Raw genomic sequence first — 17,826 nt, 5'->3', positions numbered from 1 at the left:
CAACAAGATCGCGGGGAAAAGGAACAGCAGCCATGACCACAGTCATCAAGAACGGCACCATCGTCACCGCCGACCTGACCTACAAGGCGGATGTCAAGATCGATGGCGGCAAGATCGTCGAGATTGGCCCGAACCTCTCCGGCGACGAAACCCTCGACGCCTCCGGCTGTTATATCATGCCGGGCGGCATCGACCCGCACACCCATCTCGAAATGCCCTTCATGGGTACCTATTCCTCTGACGATTTCGAGAGCGGCACGCGCGCGGCCCTTTCCGGCGGCACGACGATGGTGGTCGATTTTGCGCTCCCCGCCCCCGGCCAGTCCCTGCTCGAAGCGCTGACCATGTGGGACAACAAATCGACCCGGGCCAATTGCGATTATTCCTTCCACATGGCGGTTACCTGGTGGAGCGAGCAGGTCTTCAAGGAGATGGAGACCATCGTCCGCGACAAGGGCATCAACACCTTCAAGCACTTCATGGCCTATAAGGGCGCGCTGATGGTGGACGACGACGAGATGTTCGCGTCTTTCCAGCGCTGCGCCGAACTCGGCGCCCTGCCGCTGGTGCATGCCGAAAACGGCGACGTCGTCGCCTCGATGTCGGCAAAGCTGCTGGCCGAAGGCAATAACGGCCCCGAGGCGCATGCCTATTCGCGGCCCGCAGAAGTCGAGGGCGAAGCCACCAACCGCGCCATTATGATCGCCGATATGGCCGGCTGCCCGGTCTATATCGTCCACACCTCCTGCGAACAGGCGCACGAGGCGATCCGCCGCGCCCGCGCCAAAGGCATGCGTGTCTATGGCGAACCGCTGATCCAGCACCTGACGCTCGACGAGAGCGAATATTCCAACCCCGACTGGGATCACGCCGCCCGCCGAGTGATGTCGCCGCCCTTCCGCAGCAAACAGCATCAGGACTCGCTTTGGGCGGGCCTTGCCTCCGGCTCGTTGCAGGTGGTCGCCACCGACCATTGCGCCTTCACCACGGCGCAGAAGCGCTTCGGCGTCGGCGATTTCACCAAGATCCCGAACGGCACCGGCGGCCTCGAAGACCGCATGCCGATGCTCTGGACGCATGGCGTCAACACAGGCCGGTTGACGATGAACGAATTCGTCGCCGTCACCTCGACCAACATCGCCAAGATCCTCAACATCTATCCGAAGAAGGGCGCGATCCTGGTCGGCGCCGATGCCGATATCGTCGTCTGGGATCCGAAACGTTCCAAGACCATCTCGTCCAAGGCCCAGCAGTCGGCGATCGACTACAACGTCTTCGAGGGCAAGGAAGTGACCGGCCTGCCGCGCTACACGCTGACGCGCGGCATCGTCGCGATCGAGGAAAGCACCATCAAGACCCGCGAGGGCCACGGCGAATTCGTCCGGCGCGAGCCGGTGACGGCCGTCAGCAAGGCGCTGTCCACCTGGAAGGAGATCACCTCTCCGCGCAAGGTGGAGCGCAGCGGCATTCCGGCAACCGGCGTATGATGATGGTGCGTAACGATACGGCCATCAACCGGGGACCGACGCCTCCATGCCAATGACCTCACGCCGGCACCAAAGCGTCCAACTCCGGCAGCAGCACGACGCTCTCCTGCTCGTTCGGATCGGTGCGCGCGATGACCGCCGTGCACGGCGTGCTGCTGAGGTTTGCCGGCAGATGCGGCACGCCTGCCGGGATATAGAAAAGTTCGCCGGCATGGACGACGACGTGATGCTCCAGCCGGTCCCCGTACCAGGTATGCGCCTCGCCGGAGAGCATGTAGATCGCCGTCTCGTGCGCCTCATGCAGATGCGCCTTGGCGCGCACGCCGGGTGGGATCGTCAGGAGGTGCATGCAGATGCCCTTGGCGCCGACCGTCTCGGCCGCGACCCCTTCGAAATAGCTGAGACCCTGCTTGCCGTCATAGGCATGATTGGGGCGAACGATGTGGCAGGTGGGCTTTGATGTCACGTCCATCCTCATCCTCCATGGAATGTATCGTCGATAAAACCGGCGATAATGATAACACGCAAACCGCGTTCCCGCGGGGAAAACAAGACTGGTCGCATTGATGCAAGCACCCTCCGTCGTATCCGCCAAGGATCTCTGTCTCACCTACCAGGCGAATGACGGCCCGGTGCGTGCCCTGAGCAATGTCAATCTCGATGTTCGCAAGGGCGATTTCGTCTCTTTCATCGGCCCGTCGGGCTGCGGCAAGACGACCTTCCTGCGTGTCATCGCCGATCTGGAGAAGAGCACCTCGGGCGAGATCTCGATCAATGGCATGACGCCGGAAGAGGCGCGCAAGGCCCGTGCCTACGGCTATGTCTTCCAGGCGCCGGCGCTCTATCCCTGGCGCACCATCGAAAACAACATCGCCCTGCCGCTGGAAATCATGGGATATTCTGGCGCCGACCGGACGAGGCGCATCGCCGAAGCGCTCGATCTCGTCAGTCTTTCCGGCTTCGAGAAGAAATTCCCCTGGCAGCTTTCCGGCGGCATGCAGCAGCGCGCCTCGATCGCCCGCGCGCTCGCCTTCGACGCCGACCTGCTGCTGATGGACGAGCCCTTCGGCGCGCTGGACGAGATCGTCCGCGACCATCTGAACGAAGAGCTGCTGAAGCTCTGGACCCGCACCAACAAGACGATCTGCTTCGTCACCCATTCCATCCCCGAGGCGGTCTACCTCTCGACCAAGATCGTGGTGATGTCGCCGCGTCCGGGCCGCGTGACCGACGTGATCGACTCGACCCTGCCTGCCGAACGCCCGCTCGACATCCGCGACACCCCCGAATTCCTGGAAATCGCCCATCGCGTCCGCGAGGGGCTGAGAACGGGGCATAGCCATGAGGTTTAGCCGGTTGAGTTCGAGGGATGGTTGGGCGTCCGGGGCCAGCAAATGGGGGCAGTCGCTGTGAAACCCGACACCTTCAAAGACAAGATCGTCCCCGTCACCACCATTCTGTTGGCCCTCCTCGTCATCTGGTATGTCGCTGCGGTCCTGATGAACGCGCCGTTCCAGCGCGACATGGACGGCCGCGCCGGCGCCACCCCTACGACCATCGAATTCATCGGCAAGACGCTCGCCCAGCCGAAGCCGATCCTGCCGGCGCCGCATCAGGTGGCGCAGAACGTCTACGAGAACACCTTCCTGCGCAGCCTTTCGAGCAATCGCAGCCTCGTCTATCACAGCTGGGTGACGCTCTCCTCGACCCTGCTCGGCTTCGGTTTCGGCATGCTGCTCGGCATCCTTCTTGCCGTGCTGATCGTGCACAATCGCGCCATGGACCGCTCGCTGATGCCCTGGCTGGTGGCGAGCCAGACCATACCGATCCTTGCGATTGCACCGATGATCGTCATCATCTCCTACAATGTGCTGACCGGCGACAATGCAATTGCGCATCTGCTGAACCTCGATTCCGACACTTCCCGCCTCGTTTCCAAGGCGCTGATCTCCACCTACCTCTCTTTCTTTCCGGTCGCCGTCGGCATGGTGAAGGGGCTGCGTTCGCCCGAAATCATGCATCTCGACCTGATGCGCACCTATTATGCCAGCCCGATGCAGACGTTCTGGAAGCTCCGCGTTCCCGCCTCGATCCCTTTCCTCTTCACCTCGATGAAGGTCGCGATCGCCGCCAGCCTGGTCGGCGCCATCGTCGGCGAGTTGCCGACGGGGGCTGTCGCCGGCATCGGCTCGAAGCTGCTCGCCGGCTCCTATTATAGCCAGACCATCGACATCTGGGCCGCCCTCGTCGCCGGATCGCTGCTGGCCGGTATCCTGGTCGCGATCGTCGGCCTTGCGGCGAAGATCGTCGACCGCACCATGGGCGGGAGGCCGGCATGAGACATCTGAGCTTTTCCTGGCAAGGCGTCGTTGCCCTCCTTCTCTGTCTCGCGGCGCTGACGGCCCTGCCGCTCCTGGCCGATGGCGCGCCGCGCCCCTTCACCGACGGCACGGCAAGCCTCACTTTCACCATCGTCATCGCGGCAGCCCTCCTGTCCTTCGCGCCGCAGCCGCCGGCCTATCGTGCCACCGTCTTGTTTATCGGCGCACATGGCGCCGCCTGGATGCTGCTTTCCGCTCTCTCCGGCAATGACGGCGCGGCCACACGGGCTTTCTTCCTGCTGCTCTTTGCCTGCTGGCTGCTTGCCTGGCGATGCGTCACCGAGCTGTCGAAATTGCAGCCCGTCACCGCCTTCGGCAGATCGACACTCCAACTGCTGATCCCGGCGATCTTCGGCGCCTGGATACTCATCCTCTGGGAGGCGGTTACGCGCGGTGCCGGCGTCCCCTTCATCCTGCTGCCGCCGCCGAGCGCCATCGGCGCGCGCATCATGGCCTCGCTGCCGATCCTCGGCGACGATGTCAGGCAGACGATCTTCAAGGCGGTGCTGATCGGTTACATCGTCGGCTGCCTCAGCGGCTTCGCCGTCGCGGTGCTGGCCGATCGCATCGTCTTCCTGCGCCGCGGCCTGCTGCCGATCGGCAACATGGTGTCGGCTCTGCCGATCATTGGCGTTGCCCCCGTCATGGTCATGTGGTTCGGCTTCGACTGGCCGTCGAAGGCCGCCGTCGTCATCATCATGACCTTTTTCCCGATGCTGGTGAACACCGTCGCCGGCCTTGCCGCCTCCGGCAGCATGGAGCGCGACCTGATGCGCACCTATGCCTCGAGCGACTGGCAGACGCTGCTCAAGCTCAAGCTTCCGGCAGCAATGCCCTTTATTTTCAATGCACTGAAGATCAACTCGACGCTGGCGCTGATTGGTGCCATCGTTGCGGAATTCTTCGGAACGCCGATCGTCGGCATGGGCTTCCGCATCTCCACCGAGATCGGCCGCATGAATGTCGACATGGTCTGGGCGGAAATCGCCGTCGCGGCGCTGGCCGGCTCGATCTTCTATGGTGTCATCGCCCTGACCGAACGGGCGGTGACGTTCTGGCATCCGTCTATCCGTGGTGGCTAGACGCGCGCGGGCTTTGCAAACAGGTCCGGGCATAACTTCAGAGGGTAAGGATAAGAAAATGAGAAAGTTGATGGTTGCAATGATGGCAAGCGCGATGTCGCTTGCAGCAGCCCATGCGATGGCCGCCGACAAGGTGGTGCTGCAGTTGAAATGGGTCACGCAGAGCCAGTTCGGCGGTTATTACGTCGCCAAGGACAAGGGCTTTTACAAGGAAGAAGGCCTCGACGTCGACATCAAGCCGGGCGGCCCCGATATCGCCCCCGAGCAGGTGATCGCCGGCGGCGGCGCCGATGTCATCGTCGACTGGATGGGCGGCGCCCTGGTTGCCCGCGAAAAGGGCGTTCCGCTCGTCAACATCGCCCAGCCCTACCAGAAGTCCGGCCTGGAAATGGTCTGCCGCAAGGACGGCCCGGTCAAGACCGAAGCCGACTTCAAGGGCCACACGCTCGGCGTCTGGTTCTTCGGCAACGAATATCCCTTCTTTGCCTGGATGAACAAGCTCGGCCTGTCCACGGAAGGCGGCCCGAACGGCGTCACCGTGCTGAAGCAGAGCTTCGACGTACAGCCGCTCGTCCAGAAGCAGGCCGACTGCATTTCCGTCATGACCTATAACGAATACTGGCAGGCGATCGATGCCGGCTTCAAGCCGGAAGAACTGACGGTCTTCAACTATACCGAGATGGGCAACGACCTTCTCGAAGACGGCCTCTATGCGATGGAAGACAAGCTGAAGGACCCGGCCTTCAAGGAAAAGATGGTCAAGTTCGTCCGCGCTTCGTTGAAGGGCTGGAAATATGCGACCGAGAATCCCGATGAAGCCGCCGAGATCGTCATGGACAATGGCGGTCAGGACGAAAACCACCAGAAGCGCATGATGGGCGAAGTCGCCAAGCTGGTCGGCGACGGCTCCGGCAAGCTGGATGAAGCGCTCTATGCCCGCACGGCAAAGGCGTTGCTCGACCAGAAGATCATCAGCAAGGAGCCTGCGGGCGCCTGGACGCACGACATTACCGACGCCGCTGCCAAGTAGTTTCGGCAATATTGCGAAGCGAAACGCGCGGAAGATTTCCGCGCGTTTTGTTTTTTCGGCGCAAGACCGGAAAAAACACCTTGCAACTGTCGCATTTATCGGGCGTCAAACGTCATGGGGTAGAAGCGCGATCAATCTTCGTAATGTTGACATAACCTTGCGGTGATTGATTGACGTCGGAATGGTAATTATTATCGCCTCATGGGGAATTGTTTTCTGCCGGACTTGTAGATCGAGCAAATCGATACCACCTACAAGCCGAATTTGCCGGCGAGGGATGAAGACGGCAAAGGATCGGCGGATACCTCTGAGAATGCAGGAAGGGCAGTGGCCTGATCGCGCGCTGAGTGGCAGACGCGCGAGTTCGGCCAACCTTATCATAAGATTGGACGAAGACGCATGGCACGTAAGCCGATTGGAATTCTAGGCGCCTCCACCCTTTTCGCAGCAGCTCTGGCTGCATCAACCGCATTTTCGCAGGAAACGCCGGTCGCAAAACCGCAGCAGAACCTGCCGGCAATCGTCGTCACCAAGGCTGTCAATCGCACTCTCGTCGACCGTGTCATCGGCACGGGAACGATCAAGCCCGTCGAGGAAGTCTATATCCAGCCGCAGGTCGAAGGTCTGTCGATCCGCACGCTGAAAGCCGATGTCGGCGACAAGGTTCAGGCGGAAAGCACGCTGGCGACGCTCAATGACGACGCGCTGGTGCTGGAAAAGAGCCAGATGATGGCGACGAAAGCCAAGGGTCAGGCAAGTCTCGCCCAGCTGCGCGCCCAGCTCATCGAGGCACAGGCCAATGCCGAACAGGCAAGGCAGCAGCAGGCCCGCGCCCAGGAAATGGTCAAGAAGGGCACGGTTTCCACCGCCCAGGTCGAACAGGCCGATGCGACTGCCGCCGCCGCCAATGCCCGCGTTGTCTCCGCCGAACAGGCGATCGAGGTCGCCGAAGCCGATCTCAAGGTCTTCGACAGCCAGATCGCCGATGCCGATCTGAAGCTGGCACGCACCGACGTGAAGACGCCGGTCGCCGGCACGGTCTCGGCGAAAAACGCCAAGGTCGGTGCGATAGCTGCCGGCAACGGCGACCCATTGTTCACCATCATCCGCGACGGTGATGTCGAGCTTGTCGCCGAGGTCGCCGAAAGCGATATCGTCAGGGTCGTGGCCGGCCAGAAGGCGGCAATTTCGCTTTCCGGCAGCCGCGAGAAGCTTTCCGGCGCCATCCGCCTGGTGTCGCCGACCGTCGATCCGGTCACCCGCCTCGGCCTCGTCCATATCTCCATCGACGATGACAGCAAGGCGCGTTCCGGCATGTATGGCAGCGCCGAGATCATCGTCCGCGAGACCGAGGGCGTATCGCTTCCCCTGACCGCCGTGCTGACCGGCAATGAAGGCTCCTCCGCCCGCAAGGTCGAGGATGGCGTGGTGAAATTCGCCAAGATCGAGACCGGCATCCAGGACGGTGCCTATGTCGAGATCGTCGATGGATTGAAGACCGGCGACGAGGTCGTGGCCAAGGCGGGCGCTTATGTCCGTGACGGCGACCACATCACTCCGGTGCGTGAACAGCCCCCGGCTTCCAACTAAAGAGACCATCCGATGAATTTTTCAGCCTGGTCCATTCGAAATCCCATCGCGCCGCTTCTGGCCTTCTGCCTGCTGGTGTTCATCGGCATGCAGTCCTTCAATTCGCTGCCGATCACGCGCTTCCCGAACATCGATGTGCCGCTCGTTTCGATCAGCGTGACCCAGAGCGGCGCCTCACCGGCTGAACTCGAAATGCAGGTGACGAAGGAGATCGAAGACGCGATCGCCTCGATCACCGGCATCGACGAAATCCAGTCGACGGTGACCGACGGCAGCTCGCAGACCAATGTGATGTTCCGGATGGAAGTGCCGACGGAACAGGCCGTACAGGACGTCAAGGACGCGATCGACCGAATCCGCAGCGACCTGCCGGCGACTGCCGAAGCGCCGATCGTCACCAAGGTCGATGTCGAGGGCCAGGCGATCCAGACCTTCGCCGTTTCCTCGCCCGATATGTCGCTGGAAGAACTCTCCTGGTTCGTCGACGATACCGTCAAGCGTGCGCTGCAGGGCCAGGCCGGTATCGGCCGCGTCGATCGCTATGGCGGCGCCGAGCGCGAAGTGCGCATTGAACTCACCCCCGGCAAGCTCGATGCCTATGGCATCACCGCTGCAAGCGTGAACCAGCAGCTGCGTGGCACCAACATCGACCTCGGCTCCGGCCGCGGCCAGGTGGCCGGCAGCGAACAGGCGATCCGTGTTCTGGGCGATGCCCGCAACGTCGCCGAACTCGCCGACACGACGATCGCACTGCCGAACGGCCGCTTCGTCAAACTGTCCGATCTCGGTGTCATCAAGGACACCTATGAAGAGCCGAAATCCTTCTCGCGCTTCAACGCCACGCCGGTTGTCACCTTCGGCGTCTTCCGCTCGAAGGGCGCCAGCGAAGTCAGCGTCGCCGAAACCGTAGCGCAAAGCCTCGACAAGGTGCGGACCGAAAACCCGAACGTGAAGATCGAACTGATCGACGATTCGGTGTATTTCACCTATGGCAATTACGAAGCCGCCATCCATACGCTGCTCGAAGGCGCGCTGCTCGCCGTCATCGTCGTCTTCCTGTTCCTCAGGAACTGGCGCGCGACGCTGATTTCGGCAATCGCCCTTCCGCTGTCTGCGATCCCGACCTTCTGGATCATGGACATGATGGGCTTCTCGCTGAACCTCGTCAGCTTCCTTGCTTTGACGCTCGCGACCGGTATTCTCGTCGACGATGCGATCGTCGAAATCGAAAACATCGCCCGCCACATCAAGATGGGCAAGACGCCCTATCGGGCGGCGATCGAGGCGGCTGATGAAATCGGCCTTGCCGTCATCGCCACCACCTTCACGATCATTGCCGTCTTCGTGCCGGTTTCCTTCATGCCGGGCATTCCGGGCCAGTACTTCATCCAGTTCGGCCTGACGGTCGCCTTCTCCGTCTTCTTCTCGCTGATGGTCGCGCGCCTCATCACCCCGATGATGGCTGCCTATCTCATGCGCGCCGAAGACGGCATGGAAGACCATCACGACAATGACGGCCTGCTGATGCGTGGATACACCCGTCTCATACGCGGCACGACCGGGCGCTGGTATACGCGTTACGCGACGCTGATTGTCGCCTTCGCTTTCCTGGTCGGCTCCGTTTTGCTGCTGATGCAGGTTCCCGGCAGCTTTTTGCCGCCGGAAGATGCCTCGCGCATCGTTCTCTCCGTCGAACTGCCGCCCAATGCACGGCTTGACGATACCGAGAAGACGACGGATGCGATCTACGATCGGGTCAAGGACATCAACGGCGTCGAAAGCGTCTTCGTCCTCGGCGGCGCATCGCCGAAGGGGGATCTCGAACTGCGCCGCGCCACCATCACGCTGGCGCTTCACAAGCTCGACCAATCGCTGATCAAGAAGATGGTCAATGACGGGCTCGGCCATATCCCGGTCATCGGGCCGATGCTGCCGAAGGTGGAAGTCCACGGCCGCGAACGTCCGCAATGGGATATCGAAAAGGAAGTCTTCGCCAAGTTGCGCGACATTCCCGACGTTCATATCCTCAAGCTCAACGACCGCGGCGAACGCGACCTCTCCTTCAACTTCCTCTCCAAGAACGAGAAGGACCTGAACGACGCCGTCGGCATTCTGGAATCCAAGCTTCGCGCTGATCCGCTGCTGGCCAATGTCAGCGCCGACGGCGCCCTGCCCCGCCCGGAACTGCAGGTTTACCCGCGCAAGGACGAGGCCGCCCGCCTCGGCATCACGCCGCAGCAGATCTCCGAGACCATCCGCGTCGCCACCATCGGCGATGTCGATGCGGCCCTTGCCAAGATCTCGCTCGACGATCGCCAGATCCCGATCCGTGTCCAGGCGGCACTCGACATGCGTCGCGACCTTGCGGCGCTGCGGGCACTGAAGATCCAGACCGCCAGCGGCGGCACCGTTCCGCTCGCGAGCGTCGCCAATATCGACTATTCGGAGGGCGTAAGCTCGATCAAGCGCAACAACCGTTACCGCGTCGTCTCGATCGGTTCCGACCTGCCGCAGGGCGTGGCGCTCGACACGGCTTCGGCCCGGTTCCGTGAAATCGTCAAGGAGGCCAATATTCCGGCCACGGTGCACCTTGCCGAAAGCGGCGACACCAAAGTCCAGTCCGAGATGCAGCAGAGCTTCGTCAACGCCATGTTGATGGGCCTCCTGCTGGTGCTGACGGTGCTGATCCTGCTCTTCAAGGACGTGATCCAGCCCTTCACCATCCTGTTCTCACTGCCGCTCGCCATTGGCGGCGTCGCAGCCGGCCTGATCCTCACCAGCAATCCGCTGTCCATGCCCGTCATGATCGGTATCCTGATGCTGATGGGTGTCGTCACCAAGAACGCCATCCTGCTCGTGGATTTCGCCATCGAGATGCGCCACCAGGGCATAGCCCGGGTCGAAGCCATGGTCGAAGCCGGCCGCAAGCGCGCCCGGCCGATCATCATGACCTCGATCGCCATGTCGGCAGGCATGCTGCCTTCCGCGCTCGGTGTCGGCGAAGGCGGCTCCTTCCGGGCGCCGATGGCGATCGCGGTGATCGGCGGCATCATCGTCTCGACGGTGCTCTCGCTCGTCGTCGTGCCCTCCTTCTTCCTGATCATGGACGATCTGTCCCGCCTGCTCGGCTGGGCTTTCGGCCGCCTGGTCGGCCGGAAGGACAATGAGGACCTGCCGCTGTCGCGCGAGGATCTCACCCGCGTCACCCGCGAGAACCGCAGCGAGATCGACTCGCTGGAGGAGCGCCTGACCGCGATCGAAAAGCCGGAAAGCAAGCGCAAGACCGCCAACAGCAACGACACCAACGTGCTCCGCCTGCCGCCCTTCGCGGCGGAATAGTCAAAAAACCCACAAAATGAACGGGCCGGGAGTCAACTCCCGGCCCGTTCATTTTGCCATTCCTTTTTCGCCGTTCTGACCGTCAGAGCCCGCCCTGCTCCCTGAGGAAGCTGACGATCGAGCTGATGCCGTCGCCGCGCTTCATGTCGGAGAAGACGAAGGGGCGGCTCGCACGCATCCGCGTCGCATCCCGGTCCATCACCTCGAGATCGGCGCCGACATAGGGCGCCAGGTCCTTCTTGTTGATGACAAGCAGGTCCGAGCGGGTGATGCCAGGCCCGCCCTTGCGCGGGATTTCCTCGCCCTGGCAGACGGAGATGACATAGATGGTGATATCGGCAAGATCGGGCGAAAAGGTCGCCGCCAGATTGTCGCCGCCGGATTCGATGAAGACGACGTCGAGATCGGGGATCCGCTGGTTGAGGCCGGCGATCGCCTGCAAATTAATCGTCGCATCCTCGCGAATAGCGGTATGTGGGCAGCCGCCGGTCTCGACGCCGACGATGCGGTCGGAAGGCAGTGCCTGCATGCGCACCAGCGCTTCGGCATCCTCGGTCGTATAGATGTCGTTGGTGACGACGGCGACGGAATAATCGTCGCGCATCGCTTTGCAGAGCTTTTCGGTCAGCGCCGTCTTGCCCGAACCGACCGGCCCGCCGATGCCGACACGCAAAGGTCCGTTTCTTGATTTCATGTGCCTTACTCCAATCCAAGCTGATGATAGCGAAGCCGCCCGCCCGCGCCACCGTCAAATGACTTAGAGCGCTTGTTTTTCTTCGAATCACGGAAGCGCTCTATCTCGTTGTTTTCACGCAATTCCGGGCGCAAAACCGCTGCGCACTTTTGCTGGAATTGCTCTAGCCACAGCGATAATTTCGCACCGTCACGAGCGGAACAGCCGCGTCGTCTGCATCTCGTGGCGCAGGCTGGCAATATCGGCCTGCACGGTCGCCGAGCCCAGATCGTCGAGCGTCGAGGCTGCCGCCCGTCGGGCGACCTCCGCGATACATTCTTCAAGACCGGCAAGGATGGCAACGCCATTCCTCTGTCCGGCAACGCCGAGACGGATGCCTGCCGATATCGCCTGCGATGCATAGGCATGCAGGAAGATGGCAAGCGCCTTCTCGGGCTTTATGTCGTGGGCGCCCGTCACCGCCCCGACCGCAATGGGATAAGCGACCTTGTCAGGCAATCGCTCGAACACCTCGTCCGGCCAGGCCCGCGCCGCCGCAAGAAAAGCCTCGCCGAGCAACATCGTTTCCTGATGGCGCTCGCGCGACCCGGCAAGCGCTTCGGCGAGTGCGGCAATCTCGGCAAGGCGCAGGGGCTCTGCCTGGTACCTGTGACTTTCGGCCAGAAGCACGGCATCGTTCCAGACCGACCCATGGCCGATCAGCGTGCCGATCCAGGCCGCAAGCGAGCTCGAATCTGTAACCAGCCCGTCGGACACTGCCCGCTCCAGCCCTCCCGAATAGGCAAAGCTGCCGATCGGAAAGGCCGGCGAGAGCCATGCCGTCAGGCGCAGCAATGCCTGGAGCTCGCGATCACTCGTCATCAAGGCTCAGTCGTGCTTGTGGTCGTGATGTCCATGGTCATGATCCCGTCCATGGTCATGACTATGGTCATGATCATGACCGCGATCGTGGCGGTGCTCATGCTCATGCTCGTAGCCATGTTCGTGATCATGGTCATGGCCGTGATTATGAGCAAGATCGTGATCATGCCCATGCGAATGCCCGCCGTGAGAATGGTAGGCGCCGCGCGCCGGCTGGAACGGCTCGTCGATTTCGAGAACGACGGCGCCGAGTCCCTGCAGCATGGTGCGGATGACATGATCGCGCAGGATGACGATGCGGTCTTCCTCGATCTGCGCAGCAAGATGCCGGTTGCCGAGATGCCAGGCGAGTTCCACGAGATGCGTGCGGTCGCGTCCGCGAACCTCGAAGAGCTTCTCGTCGGCAGCGAGGATCTCGATCAACTCGCCGTCGTCACGTACCAACAGATCGCCATTGGCGAAAAGCACCGCATCCTTGAGATCGAGCATGACCATCTCGCCATTTTCCAGATGCAGCAGCTTGCGGCGCAAATGGCGCAAGTCATGCGGCAGCTTGACCTGGGCGGTCGGATGGGAGGAAGGGGTTCCGGCAGGAAGATAGGAAGTAACGCGCTGCATGGTATGTCCGTTTTCTGAGAGGACGACCATGCAAAATAGCTCTTCCCGATGCAAGCACCAATGGTTTTTCACTCGGATCCATCTTTATATTCCGTAAGCCTGCATCACGTTGTCGCTCTCCAGCCCCCTGCCTTCGACATCGACGCCGTTCTCCGCAAGCCCGTGCCAGGCATGATGCAAACCCTCCCGCTCGTGCACGACGCGATTGCGCCCAAGCGCCTTGGCCAGATAGAGCGCCCGGTCGGCAGAAGCATAGACCTGCTGCTTGTTGCGCTCGGCGACGAGATCGGCCACACCGCCGGAAACGGTAATGCGGATGTCGTGCCCGTCCGCCTTGATGGCGCCGCTTGCGATCCGGGCTCGGACACCTTCGATGCGCTCCATCCGTGCCTCCAGCGGCTCGCCGGAGACGATGACGCCGAACTCCTCCCCACCCAGCCGTGCGACAATGGAAATTTCATCGAAGGTAGATGTGAGCATGCCTGATACTGCGGTAATGACGGCATCGCCGCAAGCATGGCCGAAGCGATCGTTGATCGCCTTGAAGCGGTCGACATCGAAAATCACAAGCGAAGCGTTGCCCTCGGTTTTTTCCAGTGCCTCCGTAAAGGCGCGCCGGTTCAGCAGGCCGGAGAGCGTGTCCGTGCGGCTGAGCTTTTCGAACTCCGCCCGCGACAGCGTCAGCTCATGCAGGGCAAAACCGGCAGCCAGCGACAGCATGCCGGAAACCGTCCCGCCGACGAGCCAGGAAAAAATGGCGCCGAAGCTGATCGCATGCGAGAGTGTCACCGGCAACAGGCCGAAAAAGCCAAGCGGCGGTATCGTCAGCACCATGATGACGCCGGAGAGGACAACGGCAAGAAAGCTCATCTTCAGCGCGAAGACATAGACGTTTCTGCGATGTTGAAAATTGCCAAAATCGGCCTGCAGCGACATCCAGTTTCTCATGAGAATCGACCTTCCTGCCCGGCGTTTCAAGGCATTGATAAGAGCCCAATTGCTGCGGGTGTCTTAATCGACTCGTTAAAATTCGAACGGTTTCAGACGATTCGGTGGACAGAATTTTTCTAGCAGGGGATGCAGCTTTCCAATCCCTGAATCGAACAGCTCAGAGAGACACTTAACTAATTGACATAAAAGCGATTTTCTACGCTGGTCAGTGCCGCTGTTCCAGAATGGTTTAGCTGGGGAAAACATCGGTTTTCCCAGCGATTTTTACAACCAAATGGAGAGTGCGATTCACAATTCACTTTAGGAGTGGGCGAGCTCGGCGGTTGCTTCAATTGTAGACAGAAACAGATAATCGCAATGCTTGTGGAAGCGGGTTCCATAAGCCGGTTCGAAGCCCGGCCGAGCGCAGGGCAGCGGCAGTCCAGGTGTTGCAGCCGAAGAGGGCGTTGAAGTATCCCTTGGCCTCGAAGAACCGGTCGATCTCGCCGTATCCTGCATCCGGGATCGGCACCACCGTGCCTGCGTCGCGGACGAAGCTCTCCGAAATAAAATCGCGCAGCCGCGCCAATTGATCGTCACTGACATCGAATGCCGTAACGGTGGGCTGGGGCTCGGTGATATGACCGGCAAGGTCCACATGCAGCGCCGAACGGTCGATCGTCAGCGCGCGCAGCACCGGCACCGGCTTCAGCTCCGCCCATGTCGGCGTTTCCAGATAGAAGGCACGGCCGCCCCAGCCGATAATGAGCCATTCGGCATTCGGATGGCCAAGCGGAAAACCGGTATCGCCGAGGAAGGAGAAAGCCGCCCGCGTTTCCGCGTCGAGCGGAATGGCAATATCGGTATGGATCGGACCCGACAGCAGGAGAACCCGATGCGTCACCGCCGCCGACGCCTTGCCCGGCGCAATCAGCGGCCTGGGAATGAAGATTCCGCAGGCCGCCAGAAGCACAAGCAGGAAGACGATCCGCAACAGCCAGCGGATGCCTGTTCTCATCAGGGCCGTCCGTCGCACATCGGACGTGGACCTAAAACAGGAAGTAGCGTTGCGCCATTGGCAGCACCGTCGCCGGCTCGCATGTCAGCAATTCGCCGTTCGCCCTCACTTCGTAGGTCTCCGGATCGACCTCGATCTCGGGTGTCAGGTCGTTGTGGATCATCGATGCCTTGGAGATGCCGCCGCGCGTATTCTTCACCGCAACCAGTTGCTTGGCGACGCCGAGCCGGCCCTTCAGGCCGGCGTCGAGCGAGGCCTGGCTGACGAAGGTGACGGAGGAATTGGTGAGGCTCCTGCCGTAGGAAGCAAACATCGGCCGGTAGTGGACCGGCTGCGGCGTCGGGATCGAGGCGTTCGGATCGCCCATCGGCGCGGCCGCGATCGAGCCGCCGAGCAGCACCATGTCGGGCTTCACCCCGAAAAAGGCCGGGTTCCAGAGCACGAGGTCGGCGCGTTTGCCGATCTCGACCGAGCCGATCTCATGGCTGAGACCATGGGCGATCGCCGGATTGATCGTATATTTGGCGATATAACGGCGAACGCGGAAATTGTCGTTGTCACCCTTTTCTTCCTTCAGCCGGCCGCGCTGACGCTTCATCTTGTCGGCCGTCTGCCAGGTGCGGATCGCCACTTCGCCGACGCGGCCCATGGCCTGGCTGTCGGACGAGATGATCGAGAAGGCGCCGATATCATGCAGGATATCTTCCGCCGCGATCGTCTCCTTGCGGATCCGGCTTTCGGCAAAGGCGATATCCTCGGGGATCGATGGCGACAGGTGGTGGCAGACCATCAGCATGTCGAGATGCTCGGCGATGGTGTTGACCGTATACGGCCGCGTCGGATTGGTGGACGAGGGAATGACGTTCGGCTGGCCGCAGATCTTGATAATGTCGGGCGCGTGCCCGCCGCCCGCCCCTTCCGTGTGGAAGGCATGGATGGTGCGGCCCTTGATCGCGCCGATCGTATCCTCGACGAAGCCGCTTTCGTTCAGCGTGTCGGTGTGGATCATCACCTGCACGTCATATTCGTCGGCAACCGACAGGCAGCAGTCGATGGCGCCTGGCGTCGTGCCCCAATCCTCGTGCAGCTTCAGCGAGGTGGCGCCGGCTAGCACCATTTCGGTGAGCGCCCCCGGCAGCGAGGCATTGCCCTTGCCGGCGAAAGCGAGGTTCATCGGGAAGGCGTCGGCCGCTTCGATCATCCGCGCCAGATGCCAGGGACCGGGCGTGCAGGTGGTGGCAAGCGTGCCATGCGCCGGCCCCGTGCCGCCGCCGAGCATGCAGGTCATGCCGCTCATCAGCGCTTCTTCGATCTGCTGCGGCGCGATGAAGTGGATATGGCTGTCCATGCCGCCGGCGGTGATAATCTTGCCTTCGGCGGCGATCGCCTCCGTGCCCGGGCCGACGATGATATTGACGCCAGGCTGCATGTCAGGATTGCCCGCCTTGCCGATCGCGACGATGCGCCCGTCCTTCAGCCCGATATCGGCCTTGTAGATGCCGGAATGATCAACGATCACCGCATTGGTGATGACCGTATCGACCGCGCCATCCGCCCGCGTCACCTGGCTCTGGCCCATGCCGTCACGGATCACCTTGCCGCCGCCGAACTTCACCTCCTCGCCATAGGTGGTGAAATCCTTCTCGATCTCGATGAAAAGCTCCGTATCGGCAAGGCGCACCTTGTCTCCGGTGGTCGGTCCGAACATGCCGGCATAGGCGGCGCGCGAGATCTTGTAGGGCATCCATCAGGCTCCGTGGGAAGAAGAGATAAGGTTTTTTCCGCCGAGCCGGGTGAGGCGGCCGGCGGCAATATAACTATCGACAAGCTGCCTTTCGGCCGCAAAAGGGTGCCATTCCCAGCCGGCATGGCCGAAGCCGGCGAGCGTCACCTCGGCATCGGCATATGTCTCCAGCACCTCGCCGATCACGATCATGCCGCTGCTCGGCACGACATATGGCTGCGGATCAAAAGCCGAAAGCGACACGTCGACGGCCTCGTGGATCGACTTGCCGATGACGACGTGCCTCTTGCCGGCATCGGCACAGAAGGCACTGAACTCATCGGTATAGTCGTCGCAGAAATCGTCGAGTTCCGGATGCGAGACGGCAAGCGGCGCGCGCAGCGCGGCGAATTTTTCCGGATCGCGCACGCTCCAGATCTCGCGCGCCGAAACGACGCCGGGATGGGCGCGCCACTCACGCGAACCGAGCATCGCTTTCGCCGGCCGGCCGGTATTGCAGACCGCGACGGCATCGGTGCGGCTGCCGCCGTCGCCATAGGAGCGACATTCGTTGAAGCGGACGACGAAATCGGCGGCATCGATGATGCCTGCCATCCCTTCTCCGACCTCACCATTGCCGACGATCATGATCTTCCTGATCACCTCAGTTGCTCATCGTGTCTTCGAGCTCTTTTAGCTCTTTCGTGCGTTTGTCCGTGATGTTGGCGAGACATCCGGCGACCAGCATCGGCTCCATCGTGCCGCCGCGGGCCTGAAAGCCGAAGGCGTCACATTCGGCGTCGCGATAATCGATCCAGGCGCGCTGCGCTTTGACCAGCGCCTGCTCCGCGCCCTTCATGTCGCCATCCAGGTCCTTGTCGATCGCCGCCAGGGCGGCGCGGGTCTTCTTGTATTGCGCATTCAGAGCCTTGTCGGCAGCCTCATGGCGCGCCGCCTCGCAGGCCGTCATGTCCGATTGCGTCTTGGGACTGTTGCAATCGATCTCCTCGGCGGAGGCGCTACCAGCCATGAGCAGCATCGCCGCTCCGACCAGGCAGATATTCAAACGCATG

General features: G+C 61.7%; 16 protein-coding genes. 7 read left to right on the top strand and 9 right to left on the bottom strand.

What is annotated here, in order from left to right; all coding sequences use genetic code 11:
• The first annotated feature begins 32 nt into the window (after positions 1-32).
• Entirely contained in the window at positions 33-1,487 is a 1,455-nt protein-coding gene (gene hydA / locus FHX10_RS00585; protein WP_063474393.1) for a dihydropyrimidinase, read from the top strand.
• 58 nt (positions 1,488-1,545) lie between these two features.
• Here hydA and FHX10_RS00580 read toward each other — a convergent pair whose 3' ends face one another.
• Positions 1,546-1,959, bottom strand: a complete 414-nt coding sequence (locus FHX10_RS00580; RefSeq protein ID WP_025570392.1) for a cupin domain-containing protein — start codon at positions 1,957-1,959, stop codon at positions 1,546-1,548.
• 94 nt (positions 1,960-2,053) lie between these two features.
• Here FHX10_RS00580 and FHX10_RS00575 point away from each other — a divergent pair, with 94 nt between their 5' ends.
• The 6 genes from FHX10_RS00575 to FHX10_RS00550 all read left to right on the top strand — a co-directional run bounded on the left by FHX10_RS00575 (position 2,054) and on the right by FHX10_RS00550 (position 10,909).
• Positions 2,054-2,839, top strand: a complete 786-nt coding sequence (locus tag FHX10_RS00575; RefSeq protein ID WP_063474392.1) for an ABC transporter ATP-binding protein — start codon at positions 2,054-2,056, stop codon at positions 2,837-2,839.
• A gap of 57 nt (positions 2,840-2,896) precedes the next feature.
• Positions 2,897-3,826, top strand: a complete 930-nt coding sequence (locus FHX10_RS00570; RefSeq protein WP_063474685.1) for an ABC transporter permease — start codon at positions 2,897-2,899, stop codon at positions 3,824-3,826.
• Positions 3,823-4,950 carry an ABC transporter permease gene (locus FHX10_RS00565; protein ID WP_063474391.1) on the top strand — a complete coding sequence of 376 codons (1,128 nt, stop codon included), beginning with the start codon at positions 3,823-3,825 and terminating at the stop codon, positions 4,948-4,950. Before FHX10_RS00570 ends, FHX10_RS00565 begins: the two co-directional genes overlap by 4 nt.
• 58 nt (positions 4,951-5,008) lie before the next feature.
• Positions 5,009-5,980, top strand: coding sequence for an ABC transporter substrate-binding protein (locus tag FHX10_RS00560; RefSeq protein WP_047618698.1), 972 nt, complete (start codon positions 5,009-5,011; stop codon positions 5,978-5,980).
• Positions 5,981-6,379: 399 nt separating this feature from the next.
• On the top strand, positions 6,380-7,570 hold the full coding sequence (locus tag FHX10_RS00555) for an efflux RND transporter periplasmic adaptor subunit (protein ID WP_063474390.1): 1,191 nt from the start codon (positions 6,380-6,382) through the stop codon (positions 7,568-7,570).
• Positions 7,571-7,582: 12 nt separating this feature from the next.
• Positions 7,583-10,909 carry an efflux RND transporter permease subunit gene (locus FHX10_RS00550; RefSeq protein ID WP_047618693.1) on the top strand — a complete coding sequence of 1,109 codons (3,327 nt, stop codon included), beginning with the start codon at positions 7,583-7,585 and terminating at the stop codon, positions 10,907-10,909.
• Between the two features lie 82 nt (positions 10,910-10,991).
• Here FHX10_RS00550 and ureG read toward each other — a convergent pair whose 3' ends face one another.
• From ureG to FHX10_RS00510, 8 genes are all read right to left on the bottom strand, one after another.
• The gene (ureG, locus tag FHX10_RS00545) at positions 10,992-11,603 is read right to left on the bottom strand and encodes an urease accessory protein UreG (RefSeq protein WP_063474389.1); all 612 of its coding nucleotides are present in this window, start codon (positions 11,601-11,603) and stop codon (positions 10,992-10,994) included.
• A 189-nt stretch (positions 11,604-11,792) separates the two neighbouring features.
• The gene (locus FHX10_RS00540; protein ID WP_063474388.1) at positions 11,793-12,464 is read right to left on the bottom strand and encodes an urease accessory protein UreF; all 672 of its coding nucleotides are present in this window, start codon (positions 12,462-12,464) and stop codon (positions 11,793-11,795) included.
• A 6-nt stretch (positions 12,465-12,470) separates the two neighbouring features.
• Positions 12,471-13,082, bottom strand: a complete 612-nt coding sequence (locus tag FHX10_RS00535) for an urease accessory protein UreE (protein ID WP_082008852.1) — start codon at positions 13,080-13,082, stop codon at positions 12,471-12,473.
• Positions 13,083-13,166: 84 nt separating this feature from the next.
• Positions 13,167-14,030 carry a GGDEF domain-containing protein gene (locus tag FHX10_RS00530; RefSeq protein ID WP_025570373.1) on the bottom strand — a complete coding sequence of 288 codons (864 nt, stop codon included), beginning with the start codon at positions 14,028-14,030 and terminating at the stop codon, positions 13,167-13,169.
• A 331-nt stretch (positions 14,031-14,361) separates the two neighbouring features.
• Positions 14,362-15,030 (bottom strand): TIGR02117 family protein, encoded by a 669-nt coding sequence (locus FHX10_RS00525; protein WP_048338377.1) that lies wholly within the window; start codon positions 15,028-15,030, stop codon positions 14,362-14,364.
• Between the two features lie 31 nt (positions 15,031-15,061).
• Entirely contained in the window at positions 15,062-16,774 is a 1,713-nt protein-coding gene (gene ureC / locus FHX10_RS00520) for an urease subunit alpha (RefSeq protein WP_047618681.1), read from the bottom strand.
• A 3-nt stretch (positions 16,775-16,777) separates the two neighbouring features.
• Positions 16,778-17,401: a hypothetical protein gene (locus FHX10_RS00515; RefSeq protein WP_025570367.1), complete on the bottom strand. Its 624-nt coding sequence runs from the start codon at positions 17,399-17,401 to the stop codon at positions 16,778-16,780.
• A gap of 16 nt (positions 17,402-17,417) precedes the next feature.
• Positions 17,418-17,825 carry a lysozyme inhibitor LprI family protein gene (locus tag FHX10_RS00510; RefSeq protein ID WP_029868292.1) on the bottom strand — a complete coding sequence of 136 codons (408 nt, stop codon included), beginning with the start codon at positions 17,823-17,825 and terminating at the stop codon, positions 17,418-17,420.
• Position 17,826 lies beyond the last annotated feature (1 nt).

Origin of the sequence: Rhizobium sp. BK591 (genome assembly GCF_014195045.1) — a bacterium.
In the GTDB taxonomy this organism is placed as follows: Bacteria; Pseudomonadota; Alphaproteobacteria; order Rhizobiales; family Rhizobiaceae; genus Rhizobium; species Rhizobium anhuiense.
This window is presented reverse-complemented; position numbering and strand designations above follow the sequence as displayed.

What these genes read in the sequence shown, in the direction of transcription:
- FHX10_RS00580 (WP_025570392.1), bottom strand. Translation starts at nt 1,959, where the DNA reads ATGGACGTGACATCAAAGCCCACCTGCCACATCGTTCGCCCCAATCAT.
- FHX10_RS00550 (WP_047618693.1), top strand. Translation starts at nt 7,583, where the DNA reads ATGAATTTTTCAGCCTGGTCCATTCGAAATCCCATCGCGCCGCTTCTG.
- FHX10_RS00530 (WP_025570373.1), bottom strand. Translation starts at nt 14,030, where the DNA reads ATGAGAAACTGGATGTCGCTGCAGGCCGATTTTGGCAATTTTCAACAT.
- FHX10_RS00560 (WP_047618698.1), top strand. Translation starts at nt 5,009, where the DNA reads ATGAGAAAGTTGATGGTTGCAATGATGGCAAGCGCGATGTCGCTTGCA.
- ureC (WP_047618681.1), bottom strand. Translation starts at nt 16,774, where the DNA reads ATGCCCTACAAGATCTCGCGCGCCGCCTATGCCGGCATGTTCGGACCG.
- FHX10_RS00540 (WP_063474388.1), bottom strand. Translation starts at nt 12,464, where the DNA reads ATGACGAGTGATCGCGAGCTCCAGGCATTGCTGCGCCTGACGGCATGG.
- FHX10_RS00565 (WP_063474391.1), top strand. Translation starts at nt 3,823, where the DNA reads ATGAGACATCTGAGCTTTTCCTGGCAAGGCGTCGTTGCCCTCCTTCTC.
- FHX10_RS00515 (WP_025570367.1), bottom strand. Translation starts at nt 17,401, where the DNA reads ATGATCGTCGGCAATGGTGAGGTCGGAGAAGGGATGGCAGGCATCATC.
- ureG (WP_063474389.1), bottom strand. Translation starts at nt 11,603, where the DNA reads ATGAAATCAAGAAACGGACCTTTGCGTGTCGGCATCGGCGGGCCGGTC.
- hydA (WP_063474393.1), top strand. Translation starts at nt 33, where the DNA reads ATGACCACAGTCATCAAGAACGGCACCATCGTCACCGCCGACCTGACC.
- FHX10_RS00510 (WP_029868292.1), bottom strand. Translation starts at nt 17,825, where the DNA reads ATGCGTTTGAATATCTGCCTGGTCGGAGCGGCGATGCTGCTCATGGCT.
- FHX10_RS00575 (WP_063474392.1), top strand. Translation starts at nt 2,054, where the DNA reads ATGCAAGCACCCTCCGTCGTATCCGCCAAGGATCTCTGTCTCACCTAC.
- FHX10_RS00535 (WP_082008852.1), bottom strand. Translation starts at nt 13,082, where the DNA reads ATGCAGCGCGTTACTTCCTATCTTCCTGCCGGAACCCCTTCCTCCCAT.
- FHX10_RS00525 (WP_048338377.1), bottom strand. Translation starts at nt 15,030, where the DNA reads ATGAGAACAGGCATCCGCTGGCTGTTGCGGATCGTCTTCCTGCTTGTG.
- FHX10_RS00555 (WP_063474390.1), top strand. Translation starts at nt 6,380, where the DNA reads ATGGCACGTAAGCCGATTGGAATTCTAGGCGCCTCCACCCTTTTCGCA.